This is a genomic window from Bradyrhizobium sp. 2TAF36 (genome assembly GCF_052114925.1).
Classification (GTDB): Bacteria; Pseudomonadota; Alphaproteobacteria; order Rhizobiales; family Xanthobacteraceae; genus Bradyrhizobium; species Bradyrhizobium barranii.
Genome location: NZ_JBFRFR010000084.1, coordinates 47,189 through 69,529, shown reverse-complemented (window position 1 = coordinate 69,529; position 22,341 = coordinate 47,189). Strand labels below are relative to the sequence as shown.

Here is a 22,341-nt window from a genome sequence, read left to right as displayed (position 1 = left end):
GGGATTTCACGATGATCACAGCACCACCCCAGATTCGCAAACGCGCCATCCGTTTCGGTGGCGCGCTCGTCGGCATGGCGCTCGCCCTCGGCGGCTGCCAGCACAACGAAGCGGTCACGGCCTCCATCCCCGACGATTACAAGCAGCGCCATCCGATCGCGATCGAGGAGCAGAACCGCTCGATCGTCGTCTTCGTCGGCCACGCCCGCGGCGGATTGACCGCCGCCCAGCGCGCCGACGTGATGGGCGTCGCCTCGGCCTGGCTGCACGAAGGCACCGGCGCCATCCGCATCGACGTGCCGTCCGGCACGCCCAATGCGCGTCCGGTCGCGGACACGATGCGCGAGATCCAGGCGATGCTGGCGGGCGCGGGCGTTCCGCCGCGCGGCGTCAACATTCGCCCCTACCAGCCGGAAGACAGGCGCTTCCTGCCGCCGATCCGGCTCACCTATTCCAAGATCGCCGCGGTCGCGGGTCCCTGTGGCCTGTGGCCGGACGACATCGGCCCCTCGATGAAGAACAAGAGCTGGTTCGAGAACAAGGACTATTACAATTACGGCTGCGCCTATCAGCGCAACATGGCGGCGATGATCGACAATCCGTCGGACCTCGAGCAGCCGCGGCCTGAAACGCCGTCCTATACGGCGCGTCGCACCACGGCCTTCGAGAAGTATCGCAAGGGAACGACGACGGCGACCACCTATCCTGAGGCCGAAAAGGCCAAACTCAGCGACACCGGCAAATGATCAGCTACGCTCGCCAGACTCAACAAGAGCAGTCCGAGGCGCCGACGCCGGTCGAGGAGCATATTGCTCCCTCACCGCGCGTGTCGGTCCAGGCTTTCTGCGAGACCGTCGAGACCGCTGCCGCGGTGCAGTCGGCCGGCGAAGACCGTCGTCTCGGCAAGGCCCATCTGAAGATCCAGATGGGCGGCATGGCGGCCGCGATCGAAGCCTACCGCTCGGCGCCGACGCCGAACGTGATCGTGCTCGAGAGCGACGGCCGCAACGATCTTCTGACCGGCCTCGACCATCTCGCCACGGTCTGCGACGCCGGCACCCGCGTGGTCGTGATCGGCCGCATCAACGACGTCACGCTCTACCGCGAGCTGGTGCGCCGCGGCGTCAGCGACTACGTGCTCGCGCCGGTCGGCGCGATCGACGTCGTGCGCTCGATCTGCAACCTGTTCTCGGCGCCCGAAGCCAAGGCGGTCGGCCGCATCATTGCCGTGGTCGGCGCCAAGGGCGGCGTCGGCGCGTCCACCATCTCCCACAACGTCGCCTGGGCGATCGCGCGCGACCTCGCAATGGACTCGGTCGTCGCCGATCTCGACCTCGCCTTCGGCACCGCCGGGCTCGACTACAACCAGGACCCGCCGCAAGGTATTGCGGATGCCGTGTTCTCGCCGGATCGCGTCGACACCGCCTTCATCGACCGCCTGCTGTCGAAATGCACCGACCATCTCAGCCTGCTGGCGGCGCCGGCGACGCTCGACCGGGTCTATGATTTCGGCACCGACGCCTTCGATGCCGTGTTCGACACGCTGCGCTCCACCATGCCCTGCATCGTGCTCGACGTTCCGCATCAATGGTCGGGCTGGACCAAGCGCGCCCTGATCGGGGCGGACGACATCCTGATCGTGGCGGCGCCTGATCTCGCCAATCTGCGCAACACCAAGAACCTGTTCGATCTGCTGAAGGCCTCGCGGCCCAACGATCGGCCCCCGCTCTACTGCCTGAACCAGGTCGGCGTCCCGAAACGGCCCGAAATTGCGGCCGCCGAGTTCGCCAAGGCGATCGAGAGCCAGCCGGTCGTCTCGATCCCGTTCGAGCCGCAGATCTTCGGCTCGGCCGCCAACAACGGCCAGATGATCGCGGAGATCTCCGCCAACCACAAGTCGATCGAAATGTTCCTTCAGATCGCCCAGCGCCTGACCGGCCGCAGCGAGACGAAGAAGCAAAAGTCTTCCTTGCTTTCACCCCTGATTGACAAGTTGCGGGGAAAATAAGCCGCCGCATGGAGTTGTTAAGTGTTCGGTAAGCGTAGCGGAACAGACACCGATACTCGGGCTCCCAAGCCCGGCGCCGTGTCGCCAGAGCCTGCCCAGGCTCCGGCGCCCGCGGTGTCGCGCGCGCCGCCCCCGCCGGCCGTCGCCTCGCCGCCGCTTGCCCCCGCCCGGCCRGCGCCGGCCATGGAATCCCGCCGCTCGGACAATTACTACGAGGTCAAGGCGACGATCTTCGGTGCGCTGATCGAGGCCATCGACCTCGCCCAGCTCGCGAAGCTCGACTCCGAGTCCGCGCGCGAGGAAATCCGCGACATCGTCAACGAGATCATCGCGATCAAGAATATCGTGATGTCGATCGCCGAGCAGGAAGAGCTGCTCGACGATATCTGCAACGACGTTCTCGGCTACGGCCCGCTGGAGCCTCTGCTGTCGCGCGACGACATCGCCGACATCATGGTCAACGGCGCCGACACCGTCTACATCGAAGTCGCCGGCAAGATCCAGCGCACCGGCATCCGCTTCCGCGACAACCAGCAGCTCCTCAACATCTGCCAGCGCATCGTCAGCCAGGTCGGCCGGCGCGTCGACGAATCCTCGCCGATCTGCGACGCGCGCCTCGCCGACGGCTCCCGCGTCAACGCCATCGTGCCGCCGCTGTCGATCGACGGGCCCACGCTCACCATTCGAAAATTCAGGAAGGACAAGCTGACGCTGGATCAGCTGGTCAGGTTCGGCGCGATCTCGCCGGAGGGCGCGGAAATCCTCCAGATCATCGGCCGCGTCCGCTGCAACGTGCTGATCTCCGGCGGCACCGGCTCCGGCAAGACCACGCTGCTCAACTGCCTGACCAACTACATCGAGCACGACGAGCGCATCATCACCTGCGAAGACGCGGCCGAGCTCCAGCTCCAGCAGCCGCACGTGGTGCGACTGGAAACCCGTCCGCCCAACATCGAGGGCGAAGGCCAGGTCACCATGCGCGAATTGGTGCGCAACTGCCTGCGTATGCGCCCCGAACGCATCATCGTCGGCGAAGTCCGCGGACCCGAGGCGTTCGACCTGCTCCAGGCCATGAACACCGGCCACGACGGCTCGATGGGCACGCTCCACGCCAACAATCCGCGCGAAGCACTGTCGCGCTGCGAATCCATGATCACGATGGGCGGCTTCTCACTGCCCTCGCGCACCATCCGCGAGATGATCTGCGCTTCGATCGACGTCATCGTCCAGGCCGCGCGCCTGCGCGACGGCTCGCGCCGCATCACGCACATCACCGAGGTGATGGGCATGGAAGGCGACACCATCATCACCCAGGACATCTTCCTCTACGACATGGTCGGCGAGGACGCCAACGRCAAGATCATCGGCCGGCACCGCTCGACCGGCATCGGCCGCCCGAAATTCTGGGAGCGTGCGCGGTATTACGGCGACGAGAAGCGCCTTGCCGCTGCGCTCGATGCGGCGGAAGTCGCGCCGAAGACATGAGCCGACTGGACGCCACAGAAATTCTGGATCGTGTCCGCCGTCGTGGCGGGGGTGCTGTTCGCGGCCGCCATGTTCGTTGGCGGCGGCCTGCTTGGCGCCGCCGGTCTTGCCTTTGCCGGCGGCTTCGGCCTGCCGCGCTGGGCGCTGGGCTTCCTGAAGAAGCGACGCGAAAACAAATTCCTGGCGGCGCTGCCCGATGCGGTCGACGTGATCGTTCGCGGCATCAAGGCGGGCCTGCCACTGTTCGAATCGATCAAGGTCGTCGCCGCCGACTCGCCTGAGCCGCTGCGCAGCGAGTTCCTGGCCATCATCGAGACCCAGGCGATCGGCATGCCGCTCGGCGAGGCCTGCTCGCGTCTCTACGAGCGCATGCCGCTGCCGGAAGCCAACTTCTTCGGCATCGTCATCTCGATCCAGCAAAAATCTGGCGGCAACCTCTCCGAAGCGCTCGGCAACCTCTCCAAGGTGCTGCGCGACCGCAAGAAGATGAAGGAAAAGATCCAGGCGATGTCGATGGAGGCCAAGGCCTCGGCCGGCATCATCGGCTCGCTGCCGCCGATCGTGATGTTCCTCGTCTATCTCACGACTCCGCACTACATCTCGCTGCTTTGGACCCATCCGACCGGCCAGCTCATGCTGGTCGGCTGCGTCGTCTGGATGTCGATTGGCATCATGGTGATGAAGAAGATGATCAATTTCGATTTCTAACGGTGCCGTATGGTCGAATTCCTCGTTTCGAAACTGCATGATGTCCGCTTCATGACCATGCTGCTGGCGGCCATCGCCGCCAGCGCCACCGTCTATACGCTGGTGATGCCGCTTTTCGCCGGCGAAGGCCTCGCCAAGCGCATGAAGGCGGTGGCGAGTGAGCGCGAGCGCATCCGCCAGCGCGAGCGCGAGCGCCTCAACAAGAGCGAGAAGGTCTCGCTGCGCCAAACGCCGAAGCAAGTCGTCTCCCGGGTCGTCGAGGACTTCAACCTCACCAAATGGCTCGCGCAGGAAGCCGCGCGCGACAAGCTCATCATGGCGGGCTATCGCGGCCAGGCGCCCTACATCACCTTCCTCTTCGCCCGCATGGTGGCTCCGCTCGTGCTGTTCGTCGGCTCGATCATCTACGTGTTCCTGATCGCGCATATGCAGCAGTCGATGCCAATCAAGATCGGCATCTGCATCGGCGCGGCCTATCTCGGCCTTCAGGCGCCCATGCTGTTCCTCAAGAATGCGATCTCCAAGCGCCAGCTATCGATCAAGCGCGCCTTCCCCGATGCGCTCGACCTGCTCCTGATCTGTATCGAATCCGGCATGTCGGTCGAAATGGCGTTCCGGAAGGTCGCTACCGAAATCGTTGGCCAGTCGATCGCGCTGTCCGAGGAGTTCACCCTGACCACGGCCGAGCTGTCCTATTTGCAGGATCGCAAGGTCGCCTATGAGAACCTGGCGCGGCGCACCGGGCTCGAGGGCGTCAAGTCGGTGTGTCTCGCGCTTCAGCAGGCGGAGCGCTACGGCACCCCGCTCGGGCATTCCTTGCGCGTCATGGCCCAGGAAAACCGCGACATGCGCATGAACGAGGCCGAGAAGAAGGCCGCCGCGCTGCCGCCGAAGTTGACGGTGCCGATGATCCTGTTCTTCCTGCCGGTGCTGTTCGTCGTCATTCTCGGACCGACCGGCATCAAGATCAGCGAGCTGCACTGACGTCGAGACGCGGACCGCGCTCGGTCCGCCGCCAGCTTCAGGATTGCAAGATCAGGCTCTGATCAGTCGGGCTGGCTGAGCGAGGCGACCGGCGTCCGCTTCGGTGCACCGCGCGGAGYGTCGCTGCGGCTCAGCATTTCCTTGAGGTAAGCGACATTGGCCGCGGCCTGGTCGGGCGGCAGGTCGGCCTTCACGATCGTCTCGGCTTCGGCGAAACGGCCCTGGAGACCGATGACGAGGCCGAGATTCTGCCGCACCCGGGTACTGGCGCGCGGCGAGGCGTAGGCCTGCCGCAACGCCTCTTCGGCCTTCGGCAGGTCCTTCGACAACATGTAGGACAGGCCGAGATTGGAGAGCACGCCGGGATCGCCCGGCGCGATCCTCAGCGCGCTCGCATAATAGGAACGCGCCTCCTCGTGGCGGCCCATCTGATCGAGCGCGGTGCCCTGCACCGAGAGCAGGCGCCAGTCCGGATTGTCGGGCGAGTGCGCCTTCGACAGCACGTCGAAGGCCTGCTGAAAATTGCCGTTGTCGGCGAGCGCGCGGCCATACTGCGCGAGCAGCGCCTTGTTGCCGGGATTGGCGATGGTCGCCTGCTCGAGCACGGCGGCGGCCTGGGCGCGCTGGCCGTTGGCGCGCAAGGCCTGGCCGTAGCCGAGCGCCGCGTCGGCGTCCTTGGGATTGGCACGGTAGCGCTCGCCATAGACGTCGACGGCGCGCGCGGGATCGGCGGGGGCGGCTTCCGTCCGCGGCCCGACAGAGCCCGTGACGTCGGAGAGTTTCGACATGGCGGTGCAGCCGCCGAGACCCATGGCCACTGCCGCCACCAGCGAAGTGGACGCGAGAAGCCGGGCAAGACTGAACCGTTGACGCATGACGCTTTTGACTCACGAGCCGATTGATCGAGCCGAACGCGCCAGCAATAGACTGTTAACCCTAACGGCGGGTTAACGTCAGCCTAGCTGCCCCTCACGGCGGTGTCTGCGGCGGCGGCTCGCCACCGAGTGCCAGATCGAGACCGAGCACCCTCACCGGCTCGTTCAGGTCGTGCAGCAGCAATTGCAGCCGCCGCCGCGACTGAGAAACATCGACGCCCGCGCTCGGCATCCCGGGCCATTCGCGCCGGAAGTCGTCGCGGTTGACCAGCCGCTTCGCAAGCAGCTCGTCGAGCTGAACATCGTCAATGCCGAGCACGTCGGCGCAGTGCTCGATCAAGCGGCGCAGCAACAACTTCACCGCGGCCAGCGCCTCGGCGTCATCTCTACGCTCCGATCTCGCGAACTTGCCCTCGATATCGGCCCAGGCCCATGAGGTCACGAGATAGGCGTGGAGCGCGCTCGGCCAGTCCACCTCGCCGTCGGCATAGAAAGCGCGGCGCATCAGGAGCCGGCGAGCCTGTGCGGCGACTTGATCACGCTTCAGCATCGCACATGAGGCGATCTCGATGGCCGACTGGACGGCGGGATCACGCGAAAAATCCCGTCCTGCCGGCAACCTGATGACGCCGTCCGGCAGGTTCGAGTCGAGCAGCCCGAAGGTGCCGTCGTTGCGCGGCCGCGAATAGCGCGTGATCGCGAACTGGTGCTCCGTGCGGCCGGCCTGGGACGATGCGCCAAAATGAATGATGTTGAAGCCGGCATCGTCACCGGCCTGCCCGGTCGAGGACGGACAGGAGAGCACGTAGATCGTACGCCAGAAGGCTTCGCCGCTTTCGCTCCGCGTGGCACGCGGATCCGGAATCGAATAGCGGGTGAGCCCCTCGACATGCCGGTGTCCGTGCAGGACCAGATTGACGTTGAGCGACGTCGCCGCTTCGAGGAAAGTTGCGGGCGCCGCGAGATACATCAGCGGTTCGTCGGGCACGCCGAGAAACCGCTTTCCTTCGCCGGTCGCCTGCGGCAGCGGATGATGATGCAACGCCAGCACGCGCACCAGGTTTTCCGCCGGCTCGGCATAGTCGGCGCGTCCCGCGGATCCCATGCTGCCCGCGAGCTCGACGCTCAACCGGGCGGAATCCGCGACAAGCGCGCTGTAGGCGCTCTCGTCGATATTGCCGCTCGCGAGCGTCGAGAGGCTCGCGCGGTTGGAGTCCAGCAGCACCAGATCGAGGCCGGCCTGGCGGTAATAGACGCTCTTGGAGCTCCGCGGCAGATGCAAATAATCATAGACGTCGTGGCGGCCTGCGCGCTTGCTCGGGCGCTTGACGTCGTGATTGCCCGCGACCGCCTGGATGTCGGTGAACAGCCCGGTCTGCCGGAAGGACGCGATGACGGCGAGCGCTTCGTCCAGCGCGCGCGGCGTCGGGTCGTCCACGAGGTCACCCGTAATCAGCAGAATGCGATCGGGAACGTCCGCGAAATCCGCCATCGCCTCACGGATTGCGGCACTGAGCGCCTCGGTCGTCGCCAGCAGCCGGCCTGACCCGTCCAGATGCAGGTCGGAAATCTGCGCAATAACGAACGCTCTATCCATTTTGCGCCGCTCATTTGCGAATGCTGCGCCGCCCAAACGATGAGAACAATGCTTTCGACGAACAGGTTTGGCCGGATATCAAGCCGGCCCGCCGCGTTGTTGCGTTCAGCAGAACCGCGCGGCACAATCTAAAATATCCATCAATAATGCCACAACCGCGGCGCTAGTAAAGCCCCGCGGCCGCGCTCTCGTGAACGGCAGTTCTCAGCATGGATACGAGATCCGCCCGGCGATGGTTTCGCTCACCCGATCAATATTCGATGGCAAGCCGCTTGCGGATTTCGTCGATGCGCTTGTCGAGCGCATCGAACCGCGCGTGGACGGAGCGGTCGTGGAGATAGAAGACGTAGCCGCCGGCAAGGAATGCGAAGATCCAGTGATGATGCTCGACATAACCAAAAATCGCCTCGACGGCCTGGCCGATGAATGTGACCACGCTCCACACAAATTCCATTGCAGTTTCCTCCCGGCAGGCCTCGTCTTCGGCCGCCGGTCATCTCCTGCACACTTTTCCCAGTCGATCCGGCGGCCGTTGCCGGAACCTAGCATGGGCCCCTGGCGGCGAGTAGCGGGTCGCTGAACGGTGACAGCAAAGCCGATTGCAGCCACGGCGAAACTCTGCGAAGTCTCGTCCGTTCGCATGACCCGCTTGATCCGACGATCCGGACCCGCCAATGCCTTCTGTCTTCGAGACATCGCCCACCGCCATCCCGATCACCTTCGTCACCAAGTCGAGCTGGGATCAGGTCGCAGAGACGCTGCCGCCGGTGCAGCGCCAGTTCGCCACCGCGAGCGCCTTTGCCGCCAAGCCGGGCGGCTATCTCGCGCTGCCCGCGCCGGACGGCGCGATCGCGCAGGTGCTGTTCGGACTCGAGGACGAGGGCGCGAGATCGCGCGACCTGTTCCGGCCGGGCGCCCTGCCCGGCCTGCTGCCGCCGGGCATCTATCGCTTTGCCAATGCGCCGCACGATACGCGGCTGGCGTCGCTCGCCTTTGCACTCGGCAGCTATCGCTTCGCCCGATACCGCAAGGCTGACCGCCCCGCCGTCCGACTGGTACCGCCCGATGGCGTGGACGCGGCCGAGATCAATCGCATGGCGGACGCCGCGATGCTGGCGCGCGACCTCATCAACACGCCGTCCAACGACATGGGCCCGGAAGAGCTCGCTGCGGCCGCGCAAGCGCTCGCCACGGAATTCGGTGCGAGCTTTGCCTGCACCATCGGCGAGGACCTGAAGACGAATTTTCCACTGATCCACGCCGTCGGCATGGCCTCGGACCGCGCGCCGCGGCTGATCGACATCGGCTGGGGCGATCCTGATCATCCCAAGGTGACGCTGGTCGGCAAGGGCGTCTGCTTCGACACCGGCGGGCTCGACCTCAAGCCGTCGAGCGGCATGCTGATCATGAAGAAGGACATGGGCGGCGCCGCCAACGTCCTGGCGCTCGCGCGCATGGTGATGGATGCGAAGCTCAAGGTCCGCCTGCGCGTGCTGATTCCAGCGGTCGAAAATGCCGTCTCCAGCAATGCCTTCCGGCCGCTCGACATCTTCACCTCGCGCAAGGGCATCACGGTCGAGATCGGCAACACCGACGCGGAGGGCCGGCTCGTGCTCGCCGACGCGCTGGCGCTGGCCGACGAGGAAAAGCCGGACCTTCTGATCGATTTGGGCACGCTGACCGGCGCGGCGCGCGTCGCGCTGGGGCCGGATTTACCGCCCTTTTACACCAATGATGAGACGCTGGCCGCCGACGTCGCGCGGTGCGCGGCGAAGGAGAACGATCCGTTGTGGCGCATGCCGCTGTGGCCGCCTTACGATGCGTGGCTGGACTCCAAGACCGCTACCATCACCAACGCACCGTCCGGCGGCTTTGCCGGCTCGATCACCTGCGCGCTGTTCCTGCAACGGTTCGTCGAGCAGGCAAAGAGCTGGCTTCATGTGGATATTTACGGCTGGACCCCGTCGGCGAAGCCAGCGCGGCCCGAAGGCGGCGAATGCCAGGCCGCGCGCGCCATCTACACATTGCTGAGCGAGCGCTATGCATGATCCAGCACACGATCCGCGGCTGACACCGGCGCGCGGCGACATCGCCGCGAAATATCTCGAAGGCAAGGTGCAAGCGGACCGCTTCGTCACGGGCGAGGAATTCGAGGTATTCGATCCGATCGCGCCCGTGCGCGAGCAGCCGTCGTCGAACGCGATGCTGATGACGGAGGCGCTGCGCGGCGAGCGCGTCACGGTCTACGATCGCAATGGCGAGGGCTGGGCCTGGGGCCAGCTTGGCGGCGATGGTTATGTCGGCTGGCTGCCTGATGCGGCGCTGATGAAGCCGGCCGCCGCGCCGACCCACAAGGTGAGCGCGCTCCGGACATTCGCCTTCCCCGGTCCCTCGATCAAGCTGCCGCCGGCCGGCACGCTCGCGCTGGGCTCGAAGATTGCGGTGGTGCGCGAGGACGGCAGCTTCGCCGTGACGCGCGACGGACAATATCTGCCGAAGGCCCATCTCGCCCCGCTCGGTCATCGCGAGCCGGACTTCGTCGCGGTCGCCGAGCGCTTCGTCGGCACGCCCTATCTCTGGGGCGGCAAGAGCAGCCTCGGCATCGACTGCTCCGGCCTCGTGCAGGTTTCACTGACAACAGCGGGCATCGGCTGCCCGCGTGACAGCGACATGCAGCAGGCAGGGCTCGGCCGCGCGCTGGAGACGCATGAGCGGACCAAGCTGCAGCGCGGCGACCTGATCTTCTGGAAGGGCCACGTCGCCATCGTCCGCGACGGCGGCACCATGGTTCACGCCAACGCGCATCACATGGCAACTGTGATCGAGGCGACCGAACCGGCGATCGCGCGGATCAAGGCGGCAGGCAGCGAAATCATCGCGATCAAGCGGCTCTAGGGCGACTTCGTGGGATGGGTAGAGCGCAGCGAAACCCATCATTCTCACCACGCGCCGCGATGCGATGGGTTTCGCTTCGCTCTACCCATCCGACTGAAGACTACGTCGCCACCGCCCCGTTCCCCGCCGTCTCCAGCCGGAACGCCGCCGCGAACAGCGCACGCGTGTAATCCGTCTTCGGGTTCTTGAACAGCTCGGCGGCCTGTCCCTCCTCGACCACCTTCCCCCCGCGCATCACGATGAGATGGCTGGCGAGCGAGGCGACGACGCGCAAATCGTGCGAGATGAACATGTAGGTGAGATCGCGCCTGCGCTGGAGTTCCCGCAAGAGGTCGACCATCTGCGCTTGAATCAGCATGTCGAGTGCGCTGGTCGGCTCGTCCAGCACGACGAAATCCGGCTCCAGCACCACCGCGCGCGCGATGCTGATGCGCTGGCGCTGGCCGCCGGAAAATTCATGCGGATAGCGATAGCGGGTGTCCGCCTTCAACCCGACGTCCTCGAGCGCCTTGACGACGCGCTCCTCACGCTCCTCGCGCGACAGCTTTGGCTGGTGCACGGTGAGGCCCTCGGCGACGATGTCGGCAACCGACATGCGCGGGCTGAGCGAGCCGAACGGATCCTGGAACACGATCTGCATGTCGCGCCGGAACGGTCGCATCTCCTTGAAGCGCAGGCCCTGGATGTCCTTGCCGAGGAACACGATGCGGCCATTGGAGGAGATCAGCCGCATCAGCGCCAGCCCGAGCGTGGTCTTGCCCGAGCCGGACTCGCCGACGACGCCGAGCGTCTCGCCCTTGCGTACGGCAATGCTGACGCCATCGACCGCCTTGATGTGGCCAACCGTCTTGCGCATCAAGCCACGCTTGATCGGAAACCAGACCTTCAAATCATCGGCGGACATCACCACCGGTGCATTCGGCTGCGGCGGCGCCGGATCGGGCTTCGGCTCCGCCGCGAGCAGGTCGCGCGTATAGGGATGGTTCGGGGTCCTGAAGACCTGCTCGACCGGCCCCTGCTCGACGATCTCGCCACCCTTCATGACACAGACATGGTCGGCGATGCGGCGCACGATGCCGAGATCGTGGGTGATGAAGAGCAGGCTCATGCCGAGCCGGGAGCGGATCTCGGCGAGCAGCGCCAGGATCTGCGCCTGCACGGTGACGTCGAGCGCCGTGGTCGGCTCGTCCGCGATCAAGAGGTCCGGCTCGTTGGCAAGCGCCATCGCGATCATGACGCGCTGACGCTGGCCGCCGGAGAGCTGGTGCGGATAGCTGTTGAGCCGCGTTTCGGGCTCGGGGATGCCAACCTGCGTCAGCAGTTCCAGCGTCCGCTTGCGCGCCTCGGCATTGCTGGTCGGATTGTGGAGCTGGATGATCTCGCCGATCTGCGCCTCGATCGTGTGCAGCGGATTGAGCGAGGTCATCGGCTCCTGGAAGATGATAGAGATATCGCTGCCGCGAATCTCGCGCATCTCACGCTCCGACTGGTCGATCAGCTCCCGCCCCTTGAAGCGGATGCTGCCCGAGGGATGCGAGGCATTCGGATAGGGCAGGAGCTTCAGGATCGAGAGCGCGCTGACAGACTTGCCGGAACCGGACTCGCCGACCAGCGCGACGCATTCGCCGCGCTTGATCTGGAACGAGACCTTGTCGACCGCGAGCGTCGTGGCGCCGCCCTGGTGGAAGGCCACCGAGAGGTCGCGGACGGCAAGCAGGGGCTGGTTGATCGCGTCCATCACGCCCTCACTTGAACGTCTTGCGCGGATCGAAGGCGTCGCGCACGGCTTCGCCGATGAAGATCAAGAGCGACAGCATGATCGCGACCGAGAAGAAGCCGGAGAAGCCGAGCCAGGGCGCCTGCACGTTGGACTTGCCCTGCGACAGCAGTTCGCCGAGCGACGGCGAGCCGGGCGGCAGTCCGAAGCCGAGGAAATCGAGGGCCGTGAGCGTCATGACCGACGAGGAGACGATGAACGGAAGGAACGTCATCGTCGCGACCATCGCGTTCGGCAGCAAATGCTTGAACATGATCACGGCGTTCGACACGCCAAGGGCACGCGCGGCCTGGATGTACTCGAAATTGCGCCCGCGCAGGAATTCCGCGCGCACGAGCCCGACCAGCGACACCCAGGAAAACAGGAGCAGGATGCCGAGCAGCACGAAGAAGCCGGGCACGAGCACCGACGAGAGGATCAGCAGGAGGTAGAGCGAAGGGATCGCAGTCCATATCTCGATGAAACGCTGGAACAGCAGATCGACCCAGCCGCCGAAATAGCCCTGCACCGCGCCGGCAGCGATGCCGACAACCGAGGAGACAATGGTCAAGCACAGGCCGAACAGCACCGAGATGCGGAAACCGTAGATCAGGCGCGCAACCACGTCGCGACCCTGATCATCGGTGCCGAGCCAGTTGTATTCGAGGTCCCTGCAGCTCTTGAGGCCCTTCTTCTCGACGACAGGCTTGCACTGCGCCTCCGTCAACATCCAGGTCGGCGGCGACGGCGCCGGCGTCGGCAGATCGAGATTGTGTGTGTCGTAGGAATAGCGGATCAGCGGCCAGACGATGCTGCCGCCCTTGTCCTTGATCAGCTTCTGCAAATAGGGATCGCGGTAGTCGGCCGCCGTTTCGAAGTCGCCGCCGAAGGTCGTCTCGGAATAGGTGACGAAGGCCGGCCAGTAGAGATGGCCGTCGTACTTGATCAGGAACGGCCGGTCATTGGCAATCAGCTCGGCAAACAGCGACACCACGAACAGGATCATGAAGATCCAGAACGACCAGTAACCTCGCCGGTTCGCCCTAAAATTCTGCCAGCGCCGCCGGTTGAGCGGCGATGGCACGAACGGCTTGCGCGTGATCGGCACGGCATCGCCGAGCGGCGACTTTGCGGTGGTTTCGATCGGGGTCGGGGCGGTCAGTGTCATCAGACCTCCCGTGCCTCGAAATCGATCCGCGGATCGATCCACATGTAGGTCAGGTCAGAGATGAGGTTGATCACGAGGCCGACGAGCGAAAAGATGAAGAGCGTGCCGAACACCACGGGATAGTCGCGGTTGAGAACGCTCTCGAAACTGAGCAGTCCGAGCCCATCCAGTGAGAAGATGGTCTCGATCAGAAGCGAGCCCGAGAAGAAAGCGTGAATGAAGGTGCTGGGAAAGCCCGCGATCACGATGAGCATCGCGTTGCGGAAGACGTGGCCATAGAGCACCCGATTCTCGCTGCAGCCCTTTGCGCGCGCGGTCATCACGTATTGCTTGCGGATCTCGTCCAGAAACGAGTTCTTGGTCAGGAACGTCATGGTGGTGAACGCGCCGAGCCCCATGGCGATCAGCGGCAGCGTCAAATGCCAGAAGTAATCGATGATCTTCCAGTACCAGGGAAATTGCGACCAGCCGTCCGACGTCAGTCCGCGCAATGGGAACCAGTTGAAGAACGAGCCTCCGGCGAACAGGATGATCAGGAGGATCGCGAACAGGAAGCCGGGAATCGCGTAGCCGAGCACGAGTACGCTCGACGTCCAGGTGTCGAAGCGCGTTCCGTCCTTGACCGCCTTGCGGATGCCGAGCGGAATCGAGATCAGGTAGGTCAAGAGCGTCAGCCAGATGCCAAGCGAGATCGAGACCGGGAGCTTTTCCTTGATCAGCTGGAGCACGCTGACATCGCGAAAATAGCTGTTGCCGAAATCGAAGCGGGCGAAATTCCACACCATCAGTGCGAAGCGTTCGGGGGCCGGCTTGTCGAAGCCGAATTGCTTCTCCAGCTTCTTGATGAAGTCAGGGTCCAGGCCCTGCGCGCCGCGATATTTCGAATTGATGGCGTCGCCACCAGCGCCCAGCTGACCGGGCGCGCGCTGAGCGAAATCACCGCCGCCCGAGATGCGCGAGCTGCCGCCGGTGTCGGCGCCCGAGAGCTGCGCGATGACGCGCTCGACCGGGCCGCCCGGCGCGAATTGCACGACGACGAAGGAGACGAAGAGGATCCCGAGCAGGGTCGGGATCATCAGGAGGATGCGGCGGGCGATATAGGCGCTCATGATTATTTCGCCTGCTCGAGCTTGGCCGCCTTGGCATTATCGTGCCACCAGATTTCGGGAGCGCCGACGCCGTTGGCGTAACGTGGCAGCTTCTGCGGATGAGCGAATTGGTCCCAATAAGCGAGCCGGTGCGTCTTGTTATACCATTGAGGCACCCAGTAACGGCCGGCGCGAAACAGGCGGTCGAAGGCGCGGCAGGCGACGGTCAAATCCTCGCGGTTGTCGGCCGCCATGATCTTCTCGATCATGGCATCGATCGCCGGGCTGGCGACGCCCGCAAGATTGTACGAGCCCTTGGTTGCCGCGACCTGAGAGGAGAAGAACGATCGCATCGCGTCGCCCGGCGTCGCCGACATGCTGAAACGCTGGATCGTCATGTCAAAGTCGAAATCTTCCTGGCGCGCCTTGTGTTGCACGGCATCGACGAGGCGCACGCTCGCTTCGATACCGAGCGTGCCCAGGTTCTTGATGTAGGGCGCGTGGTGCGGCTGGAACGAAGGCTCGTCCAGCAGGAACTCGATCCTGAAGACCTCACCATTCGGCAGCACCCGCTTGCCATCCTTGATCGGCATGCCAGCCTCGGTCAGAAGTTGCTGAGCCTTGCGCAACAAGCTGCGATCTTGGCCAGAGCCGTCCGAGATCGGAGGCGCGAACGGTGCGGCGAACACTTCGTCGGGCACCTGGCCGCGAAACGGCTCCAGCAGCTTCAGCTCTTCCGGCGACGGAGGCCCGTTGCTTGCCATGAGGTCCGAGTTCTGGAACGGCGACACCGTGCGGGCATAGGCGCCGTACATGATGGTCTTGTTGGTCCATTCGAAGTCGAAGGCATTGATCAAGGCCTCGCGCACGCGCGGATCTTTGAACTTGTCGCGTCGCGTGTTGATGAACCAGCCCTGTGCACCGGACGGCGTGTCGTCGGGGACCACCTCCATCTTGACGCGCCCGTCCTTCACCGCCGGAAAGTCGTAGCGCGTCGCCCAGATGCGCGAGGTGAATTCCTCCCGATAAAGATAGTTCTTGCCGGTGAACCCCTCGAACGCGACATCGCGATCCCGATAGAATTCATAGCGCACGACGTCGAAATTGTAGCTGCCGCGGCAAACCGGCAGGTCGGCGGCCCACCAGTCCTTGACGCGCTCATACTCGATATAGCGGTTGACCTCGAACTTGCCGACCTTGTACGGGCCAGAGCCGAGCGGGATATCGAGTGACGTTTCGTCGAAGGCGCGCGACGCATAATACGTTTTCGAGAAGATCGGCAGGCTCGCGACATAAAGCGGCACGTCGCGGGCGCGCCCCTTGGCGAAGGTCACAACGAGCGTCGCGTCGTCGATCGCTTCCGCACTGACCATGTCGCGCATCTGCACGATGATCAGCGGATGTCCCTTGGTCTTCAGCGATGTCAGCGAAAACGCCGCGTCGTGGGCGGTGAGCTTGCTGCCGTCGTGGAATTTCGCCTCGGGCCGCATGGTGAAGCGATAGACCAGCCTATCAGGCGATATTCGCACGGATTTGGCGGCAAGGCCGTACATTCCGTCAGGCTCGTCATTTGCACGCGCCATCAGCGGCACAAACGTCATGTCCATGCCTTGCGCGCCGTCACCCTTCAGGATGAAGGCGTTGAGCGAGTTGAAGGTCTGGTAGGACTGGTTGTAGGCGCGCACCGACGGAATGAGCGAGAACATGCCGCCCTTCGGCGCATCGAGATTGACGTAGTCGAAATGGTGGAAGTCGGCGGAATATTTGAGATCGCCGAACGCCGAGATGCCGTGCGCCTCGGTCCCCGCTTCGGATGCGCGCGCGCCGGGCAACGTCAGCGCGCCGAGGGACGCACCGAGAGTGCCGCCGACACCCAAGACCAGCACATGGCGGCGTGACATCTGCGTCATGCGGGGGATGTCCTTCACGACTTCTTTGCGATCCGTGCCGCCTTGTCTGCGTCGTACCACCAGATGAACGGGAAGCCGGACTGACCGTATTTGGGCAATTCCGCCGGCCGGCCGAAGCGATCCCAGCGCGCGGTGCGGATCTTCGAATAGGTCCATTGCGGAACGACGTAGTTATTCCACAGCAGCACGCGGTCGAGCGCTTTGGTTGCCGCGACGAGATCGTCGCGACCCGTGGCGTAGATCAGCCGCTCGATCAGCTTGTCGACCGCCGGATTCTTGATGCCGGCAATATTGCGCGACCCCGCGATGTCGGCCGTCTTGGACGACCAGAACTCGCGCTGCTCGTTGCCGGGCGACTGCGACTCGCCCCATGAGTTGGTGACGACGTCGAAATCCCAGTCCCGAGTCCTGTTCTCGTATTGAGTCGGGTCGACCGTGCGCACGCTGACCGCGATGCCGAGCCGTTCCAGAGACGGCTTGTAGAATAGCGTGACCCGCTCGAAGCTCGGATCCTGATTCAGCAGCTCCAGGGTGAACTGCGCACCGGTCTTGACGTCGACCAGCTTGCGGTCGCGCACCTCGTAACCGGCCTCCTTGAACAGGCGCAGCGCCTCGCGAAGATTGTCGCGCACGGCTTCCGGACTGCCGCCGACCGGATTGGTGTAGGGCGTCGTGAACACTTCCGGCGGGACCTCGGCGCGGACGGTCTCGAGGATCTCGAGCTCCTTGCCTTGCGGCAACCCGGTCGCCATGAGCTCGTCGATACCGTCGAAATAGCTGCTGACGCGCTTGTACTGACCGTAGAAGATCTGCTTGTTCATCTCCTCGAAGTCGAACGCATAGTTGAGCGCGCGACGGACGCGAGGATCTTTGAATTTGGCGCGGCGCAGGTTCGGCACGAAAGCCTGCATCACACCCGAGCTGYGATTGGCGAACTCCTCGAGGATCACCCGCTTTTCGGTCACGGCCGGGAAGTCGTAGGCTGTCGCCCAGTTCTTCGCACTGTTCTCGGTGCGCCAGTCCACCTGATCGGCCTTGAAAGCCTCGATCGCCACGGTGGCATCGCGGAAATACTCGTAGCGCATCTCGTCGAAATTGTTGCGGCCCACATTGGTGGCGAAATCGCGCCCCCAATAATCCTTGACGCGCTCCAGCGCGATCGACCGTCCCGCCACGAATTCCTTGACCTTGTAGGGGCCGGAACCGAGCGGTGTTTCGAGCGTGGTCGCGGAGACATCGCGCTTACGGCCCTGCGCGTCGGTCCCCTCCCACCAATGCTTCGGCAAAACCGTGAGCTGCCCGACGATCTGCGGCAGCTCGCGGTTGCCCGGTGCGTCGAACACGAACTTCACCTCGCGCTCACCGACCTTCTCGGCCTTCACCACATGGCTGTAATAGGCCGAGTACATCGGGTGATGCTTCTTGAAGGCATCCAGCGAGAAGATCACGTCGTCCGCAGTGACCGGCTTGCCGTCATGCCATTTGGCCTGCGGCCGCAAACGATAGGTGACGAAGGAAAAGTCGGCCGGGTGGCTGACGGCCTCGGCCAGCGCGCCGTATTCGGTCGAGACTTCGTCGAGCGACGGCGTCGTGAGGGATTCGTAGATGAACGCGACGGCACCGGCGACCTGCCCCTTCACTCCCGCCACTACGATATTGAAATTATCGAAAGTGCCGACGGCGATCTGGCGCGCGACACCGCCTTTGGGCGCTTCCGGATTGACGTAATCGAAGCGCTTGAAGTCGGCGGGATATTTGACCTGTCCGAACAGCGACAGCGCGTGCCGCCAGGGCGCCTCACTGGCGGATTGCGCCGCGGCCGTGCTGATGACGGGAAGGCCCCCTACGGAACCGAGGGCGGGGAGCGCTACGGCGGCAGTGCCGGTGAGCAGGAGATCGCGTCGGGTAATGGCCAAATCAACATTCCTGGTCTTGAAGGAGGTTACCCCTTTAAGTGCTCAATATAGGCGAGGTTTCGACGGAATATGTTGCTTTTTCCTCATGTTGGAAGCCCGGGCGGCCTGTCGGATGCGGCCAAACGCCCCGATAAACTCACCGCGAGGCCCGGATAAGCGAACGGCCAGGCTTTTCAGCCTGGCCGCACATTCAAGATCGGTTTTTGACGGCCTTACTTCGACGCCGTCGGGATCGGCTGAGGATGCTCTGACAGCGAATTCAGATAGGCGATGACGTCGGCGCGCTCGGAGTCCTTCGGGATGCCGGCGAAGCCCATCGCGGTGCCCGGGATGAAGCCCTTCGGGTTGGCAATGAACTTGTTGAGGTCGTCGAACGACCAGGTGCCGCCCTTGGCCTTCATGGCGGCCGAGAAGTTGAAGCCGTTGCGGCCCTCGCCCCTGGCTTCGCCGACGACGCCATAGAGGTTCGGACCGACGCGATTCGGGCCTCCCTTCTCGAAGGTGTGGCAGGCGCCGCACTTCTTGGCAGCCGAAGCGCCCTTTTCGACGGAAGCGGTCTGGAGCAGCTTTTCGATCGGCTCGGAGGGCGCAGCAGCGGCGCCACCTTCCTTGCCGTGGCCAGCATCTTCCTTCACGGCAATCTCGAAACCAGGCTTCGCCAGCGGCTTCGGCGTGAACAGCGCCTGGGCGGCGAAGCTCGTCACCAGCAGGATGAGACAGGTGCCCAGCACGGCACCGAGAATCTTATTGAGTTCGAAAGAGTCCATTTCCGGCCAGGCCCCACACCACAGTAAGGAAATAGCGGCCGAGCGGCCGCCAGGACGAGCCTCGGGAGAATCAAACGTTCCTTGTTGTTTCCCCGAGTTTTGCCATTGAGATATCGGTTTGCCCGGGGTCTGGCAACCCGTATAAGCGACCCGGCTTTCAGCCCGTCCCCACCCCATTTCTCGACGCGGAAAACCTCTCGTTTCCAGGCCCTTGACCCGATGATCGATCCCCGCATCCTGGTGCTGATCCCGGCCCGCATGGCCGCCACCCGCCTGCCCGGCAAGCCGCTCGCAGACATCGCGGGCCTGCCGATGATTGTGCACGTGATGCGGCGGGCAGAGGCCGCCGGCATCGGCCGGGTCGCGGTCGCGACCGATACGGACGAGATCGCCTCCGTGGTCACCGCCCATGGCGGCGAAGCCGTGATGACCCGCCCGGAGCACCCCTCTGGCTCGGACCGCATCCACGAGGCGATGCAGAAGCTCGATCCCTCAGGCAAGGCCGAGATCGTGGTCAATCTCCAGGGCGATTTCCCGACCATCACGATCGACAACATCCGCGAGGTGCTGTCGCCGCTGCAAGATCCGGCCGTGGACATCGCGACACTGGCCTCGCAGATCCATACCGAGGAGGAGGACCTCGCGCCGAGCGTGGTAAAGGCGATCGGAACCTCGCTCGGCGGGAAACGCATGCGCGCACTTTATTTCACCCGCGCGACCGCTCCGACCGGCGACGGACCGCGCTACCACCATATCGGCCTCTACGCCTATCGCCGCGCCGCGCTGGAACGCTACGTCTCGCTGCCGCCATCCCCGCTGGAATTGCAGGAGAAGCTCGAGCAGCTCCGGGCGCTGGAGGCCGGGATGCGGATCGACTTCACCATCGTCGACACCGTGCCCCGCGGGGTCGATACGCCGGCGGACCTCGAGACCGCCCGCAGCATCCTTTCCAAATCCTGAGCCGCTGTTACAAGGCCGATCATGAGCAAGCTGAAAATCGCATTCCAGGGCGAACCTGGGGCAAATTCCCACATCGCCATCGTCGAGGCCTATCCCGACGCCGAGCCGATGCCCTGCGCCACCTTCGAGGACGCGCTGTCGGCGATCTCGTCGGGCGAGGCCGATCTCGGCATGATCCCGATCGAGAATTCGGTCGCGGGGCGCGTCGCCGACATCCATCATCTGCTGCCGGCCTCCGGCCTCTTCATCATCGGCGAATGGTTTCTACCGGTCCGCCATCAGCTGATGGCGGTGAAGGGGACCAAGCTCGAGGACATCAAGAGCGTCGAGAGCCACGTGCATGCGCTCGGCCAGTGCCGGCGCATCATCCGCAAGCTCGGCATCAAGCCGATCGTGCACGCCGACACCGCCGGCAGCGCCCGCGACATTTCCGAGCGCAACGACAAGGCCGTTGCCGCGATCGCCTCGCGGCTTGCGGCAAAGATCTACGGCCTCGACATCCTGGCCGAGGACATCGAGGACGAGGCGCACAACACCACGCGCTTCGTGGTGCTGGCGCGCGAGCCGAAATGGGCGACGCAGGGCTCGGGGCCGCTGGTCACGACTTTTGTATTTCGCGTGCGCAACTTGCCGGCCGCGCTCTACAAGGCGCTCGGCGGCTTTGCCACCAACGGCGTCAACATGACCAAGCTCGAAAGCTACATGGTCGACGGCAATTTCTTCGCCACGCAGTTTTATGCGGACGTCGACGGCCACCCTGAAGACAAGGGACTGGCGTTCGCGATCGAGGAGCTGAAATTCTTCTCGCGCGAATTCCGCATCGTCGGCGTGTATCCGGGACACCCCTTCCGCGCGACGTTCAGCGAAACGCAACAGGATTGATTGCGTGTCCTGGACGCGCGAAGCGCGAGCCGGCGACCCAGGGGCCACGATACCCGGAGCGCGATGGGCCCCGGCTCTGCAGCGCACCGCTTCGCGCTGCGCCGCGTCCGGGGCACGAGAGCTTTACGCGGCCGCTTTCAGCCCGAACGCCTCCGCCAGCAGCGAATACGACTTCTTACGCGCGTCGTGGTCGTACACGGCCGTAATCACCATCAACTCGTCCGGCTTGCTCGCATCGATCAACGGCTGCAGTTTCTTCTGCACCGTCGCCGGATTGCCGACGAAGAGGCGCGAACGGTTGCGCGAGATCGAAATGCGCTCGGCGTCCGTATAGGGATAGGCCAGCGCCTCCTCGACACTCGGCAGCGGCAGATATTGCCCGCGGTCGCGGCGCAGGCGGTTGAGATCGAACGAGGTGGCGAGCTTTTCGGCCTCCTCATCCGTGTCGGCCGTGATGACGGCGACGGCGAGGATCGCGCGCGGGCTCGCGCTCCAGGCCGAGGGCTGGAAACGGTTGCGGTAATGCACCATCGCATCGATCGCGTCATGGGATGCGAAATGATGGGCGAAGGCGAAACCCATGCCGACCTGCGCGGCGAGCTCCGAGGAATAATCGCTGGAGCCGAGCAGCCAGATCGGCGGCAGCTTGGTGTCGTCGGGCATCGCGACCACGTTGTTGTAGGGGTGCCCTGCGGGAAATTCGCGGGTCTCCCACAGAATCAGTTCGTGCAGCCGCTCCAGGAAGTCGTCGCCCTCGCGGCGGTCGAGCCGGCTGCGCAGTGCGTAGGCGGTCGCGCCGTCGGTGCCGGGGGCGCGGCCGAGACCGAGATCGATGCGGCCGGGAAACAGCGCCTCCAGCATCTTGAAGCGCTCGGCCACCACGAGCGGGGCGTGGTTGGGCAGCATCACCCCGCCGGAGCCGACGCGGATGTGCTTCGTCACCGCCGCGATCTGCCCGATCATCAGGTCGGGCGCCGGGCTCGCCACCGAGGCGAGGTTGTGATGCTCGGCGAGCCAGTAGCGGACATAGCCAAGCCCATCGACATGGCGCGCCAGATCGATGCTGTTGCGCAGCGCCGCGGCGGGTTTTGTACCTGTGGTGACGACGGAGAGGTCGAGGACTGAGAGCGGGATCATGGCGCGCTAAGGTAGTGAAGGCCGGCGCGGCGGCAATGGGCAGACTGCGCAGGTCTGGCGTGTGCAGGCAGCGAGCCCGCACGGCAAGGCTGGTTGAGGTGATGGGACAAGATTTGGTGCAGCAACACCATCTTCACACTGCCCACACCCCTTATTTGCTCCTGCTCGCCGCCAAAACAGCTGCAATTTATTGATTTATATAATA

18 protein-coding genes and 1 pseudogene are annotated in these 22,341 nt (G+C 64.4%); 9 read left to right on the top strand and 10 right to left on the bottom strand.

Annotation, left to right across the window (positions count from 1 at the left end; all coding sequences use genetic code 11):
• The first annotated feature begins 11 nt into the window (after positions 1–11).
• From AB4Z51_RS36455 to AB4Z51_RS36435, 5 genes and pseudogenes are all read left to right on the top strand, one after another.
• Entirely contained in the window at positions 12–746 is a 735-nt protein-coding gene (locus AB4Z51_RS36455) for a CpaD family pilus assembly protein (RefSeq protein ID WP_085401884.1), read from the top strand.
• On the top strand, positions 743–2,008 hold the full coding sequence (locus AB4Z51_RS36450) for an AAA family ATPase (RefSeq protein WP_063980969.1): 1,266 nt from the start codon (positions 743–745) through the stop codon (positions 2,006–2,008). The genes AB4Z51_RS36455 and AB4Z51_RS36450 overlap by 4 nt, the downstream gene beginning before the upstream one ends.
• A gap of 21 nt (positions 2,009–2,029) precedes the next feature.
• Positions 2,030–3,493, top strand: a complete 1,464-nt coding sequence (locus AB4Z51_RS36445; RefSeq protein WP_441499019.1) for a CpaF family protein — start codon at positions 2,030–2,032, stop codon at positions 3,491–3,493.
• A 3-nt stretch (positions 3,494–3,496) separates the two neighbouring features.
• Positions 3,497–4,201, top strand: a pseudogene (locus AB4Z51_RS36440) (type II secretion system F family protein); the annotation flags it as partial.
• A gap of 9 nt (positions 4,202–4,210) precedes the next feature.
• Positions 4,211–5,185, top strand: a complete 975-nt coding sequence (locus AB4Z51_RS36435; protein ID WP_063980966.1) for a type II secretion system F family protein — start codon at positions 4,211–4,213, stop codon at positions 5,183–5,185.
• Between the two features lie 62 nt (positions 5,186–5,247).
• On the opposite strand, the gene AB4Z51_RS36430 is transcribed toward AB4Z51_RS36435, so the two are convergent.
• The 3 genes from AB4Z51_RS36430 to AB4Z51_RS36420 all read right to left on the bottom strand — a co-directional run bounded on the left by AB4Z51_RS36430 (position 5,248) and on the right by AB4Z51_RS36420 (position 8,111).
• Positions 5,248–6,060, bottom strand: coding sequence for a tetratricopeptide repeat protein (locus AB4Z51_RS36430; protein ID WP_441499018.1), 813 nt, complete (start codon positions 6,058–6,060; stop codon positions 5,248–5,250).
• A gap of 94 nt (positions 6,061–6,154) precedes the next feature.
• A complete protein-coding gene (locus AB4Z51_RS36425; RefSeq protein WP_441499017.1) occupies positions 6,155–7,657 on the bottom strand; it encodes a metallophosphoesterase family protein in 1,503 nt (500 codons plus the stop codon).
• 250 nt (positions 7,658–7,907) lie between these two features.
• Positions 7,908–8,111: a hypothetical protein gene (locus AB4Z51_RS36420; protein WP_018454690.1), complete on the bottom strand. Its 204-nt coding sequence runs from the start codon at positions 8,109–8,111 to the stop codon at positions 7,908–7,910.
• Positions 8,112–8,331: 220 nt separating this feature from the next.
• Between AB4Z51_RS36420 and AB4Z51_RS36415 the strand changes: the two genes are divergently transcribed.
• Both AB4Z51_RS36415 and AB4Z51_RS36410 read left to right on the top strand, forming a co-directional pair.
• Positions 8,332–9,705: a leucyl aminopeptidase family protein gene (locus AB4Z51_RS36415; protein ID WP_441499016.1), complete on the top strand. Its 1,374-nt coding sequence runs from the start codon at positions 8,332–8,334 to the stop codon at positions 9,703–9,705.
• Positions 9,698–10,552, top strand: a complete 855-nt coding sequence (locus AB4Z51_RS36410) for a C40 family peptidase (RefSeq protein ID WP_441499015.1) — start codon at positions 9,698–9,700, stop codon at positions 10,550–10,552. Before AB4Z51_RS36415 ends, AB4Z51_RS36410 begins: the two co-directional genes overlap by 8 nt.
• A 100-nt stretch (positions 10,553–10,652) precedes the next feature.
• On the opposite strand, the gene AB4Z51_RS36405 is transcribed toward AB4Z51_RS36410, so the two are convergent.
• The 6 genes from AB4Z51_RS36405 to AB4Z51_RS36380 form a co-directional block, all read right to left on the bottom strand.
• Positions 10,653–12,290 carry an ABC transporter ATP-binding protein gene (locus tag AB4Z51_RS36405; protein ID WP_441499014.1) on the bottom strand — a complete coding sequence of 546 codons (1,638 nt, stop codon included), beginning with the start codon at positions 12,288–12,290 and terminating at the stop codon, positions 10,653–10,655.
• Positions 12,291–12,297: 7 nt separating this feature from the next.
• The gene (locus tag AB4Z51_RS36400) at positions 12,298–13,476 is read right to left on the bottom strand and encodes an ABC transporter permease (protein WP_063980960.1); all 1,179 of its coding nucleotides are present in this window, start codon (positions 13,474–13,476) and stop codon (positions 12,298–12,300) included.
• Positions 13,476–14,585 (bottom strand): microcin C ABC transporter permease YejB, encoded by a 1,110-nt coding sequence (locus AB4Z51_RS36395; protein ID WP_028148358.1) that lies wholly within the window; start codon positions 14,583–14,585, stop codon positions 13,476–13,478. Before AB4Z51_RS36395 ends, AB4Z51_RS36400 begins: the two co-directional genes overlap by 1 nt.
• Positions 14,586–14,587: 2 nt before the next feature.
• Complete coding sequence (locus AB4Z51_RS36390; protein ID WP_441499013.1) at positions 14,588–16,474, bottom strand: extracellular solute-binding protein; 1,887 nt, start codon at positions 16,472–16,474, stop codon at positions 14,588–14,590.
• Positions 16,475–16,488: 14 nt separating this feature from the next.
• Positions 16,489–18,390: an extracellular solute-binding protein gene (locus AB4Z51_RS36385; protein ID WP_441499012.1), complete on the bottom strand. Its 1,902-nt coding sequence runs from the start codon at positions 18,388–18,390 to the stop codon at positions 16,489–16,491.
• A 212-nt stretch (positions 18,391–18,602) separates the two neighbouring features.
• Positions 18,603–19,157 (bottom strand): c-type cytochrome, encoded by a 555-nt coding sequence (locus AB4Z51_RS36380; protein ID WP_071916710.1) that lies wholly within the window; start codon positions 19,155–19,157, stop codon positions 18,603–18,605.
• Between the two features lie 219 nt (positions 19,158–19,376).
• On the opposite strand from AB4Z51_RS36380, the gene AB4Z51_RS36375 reads away from it, so the two are divergent.
• Both AB4Z51_RS36375 and AB4Z51_RS36370 read left to right on the top strand, forming a co-directional pair.
• On the top strand, positions 19,377–20,117 hold the full coding sequence (locus AB4Z51_RS36375) for a 3-deoxy-manno-octulosonate cytidylyltransferase (protein WP_208088849.1): 741 nt from the start codon (positions 19,377–19,379) through the stop codon (positions 20,115–20,117).
• Positions 20,118–20,138: 21 nt separating this feature from the next.
• Positions 20,139–20,999: a prephenate dehydratase gene (locus AB4Z51_RS36370; RefSeq protein WP_354175945.1), complete on the top strand. Its 861-nt coding sequence runs from the start codon at positions 20,139–20,141 to the stop codon at positions 20,997–20,999.
• A 123-nt stretch (positions 21,000–21,122) separates the two neighbouring features.
• Here AB4Z51_RS36370 and AB4Z51_RS36365 read toward each other — a convergent pair whose 3' ends face one another.
• The gene (locus tag AB4Z51_RS36365) at positions 21,123–22,136 is read right to left on the bottom strand and encodes an LLM class flavin-dependent oxidoreductase (protein ID WP_208088851.1); all 1,014 of its coding nucleotides are present in this window, start codon (positions 22,134–22,136) and stop codon (positions 21,123–21,125) included.
• Positions 22,137–22,341 lie beyond the last annotated feature (205 nt).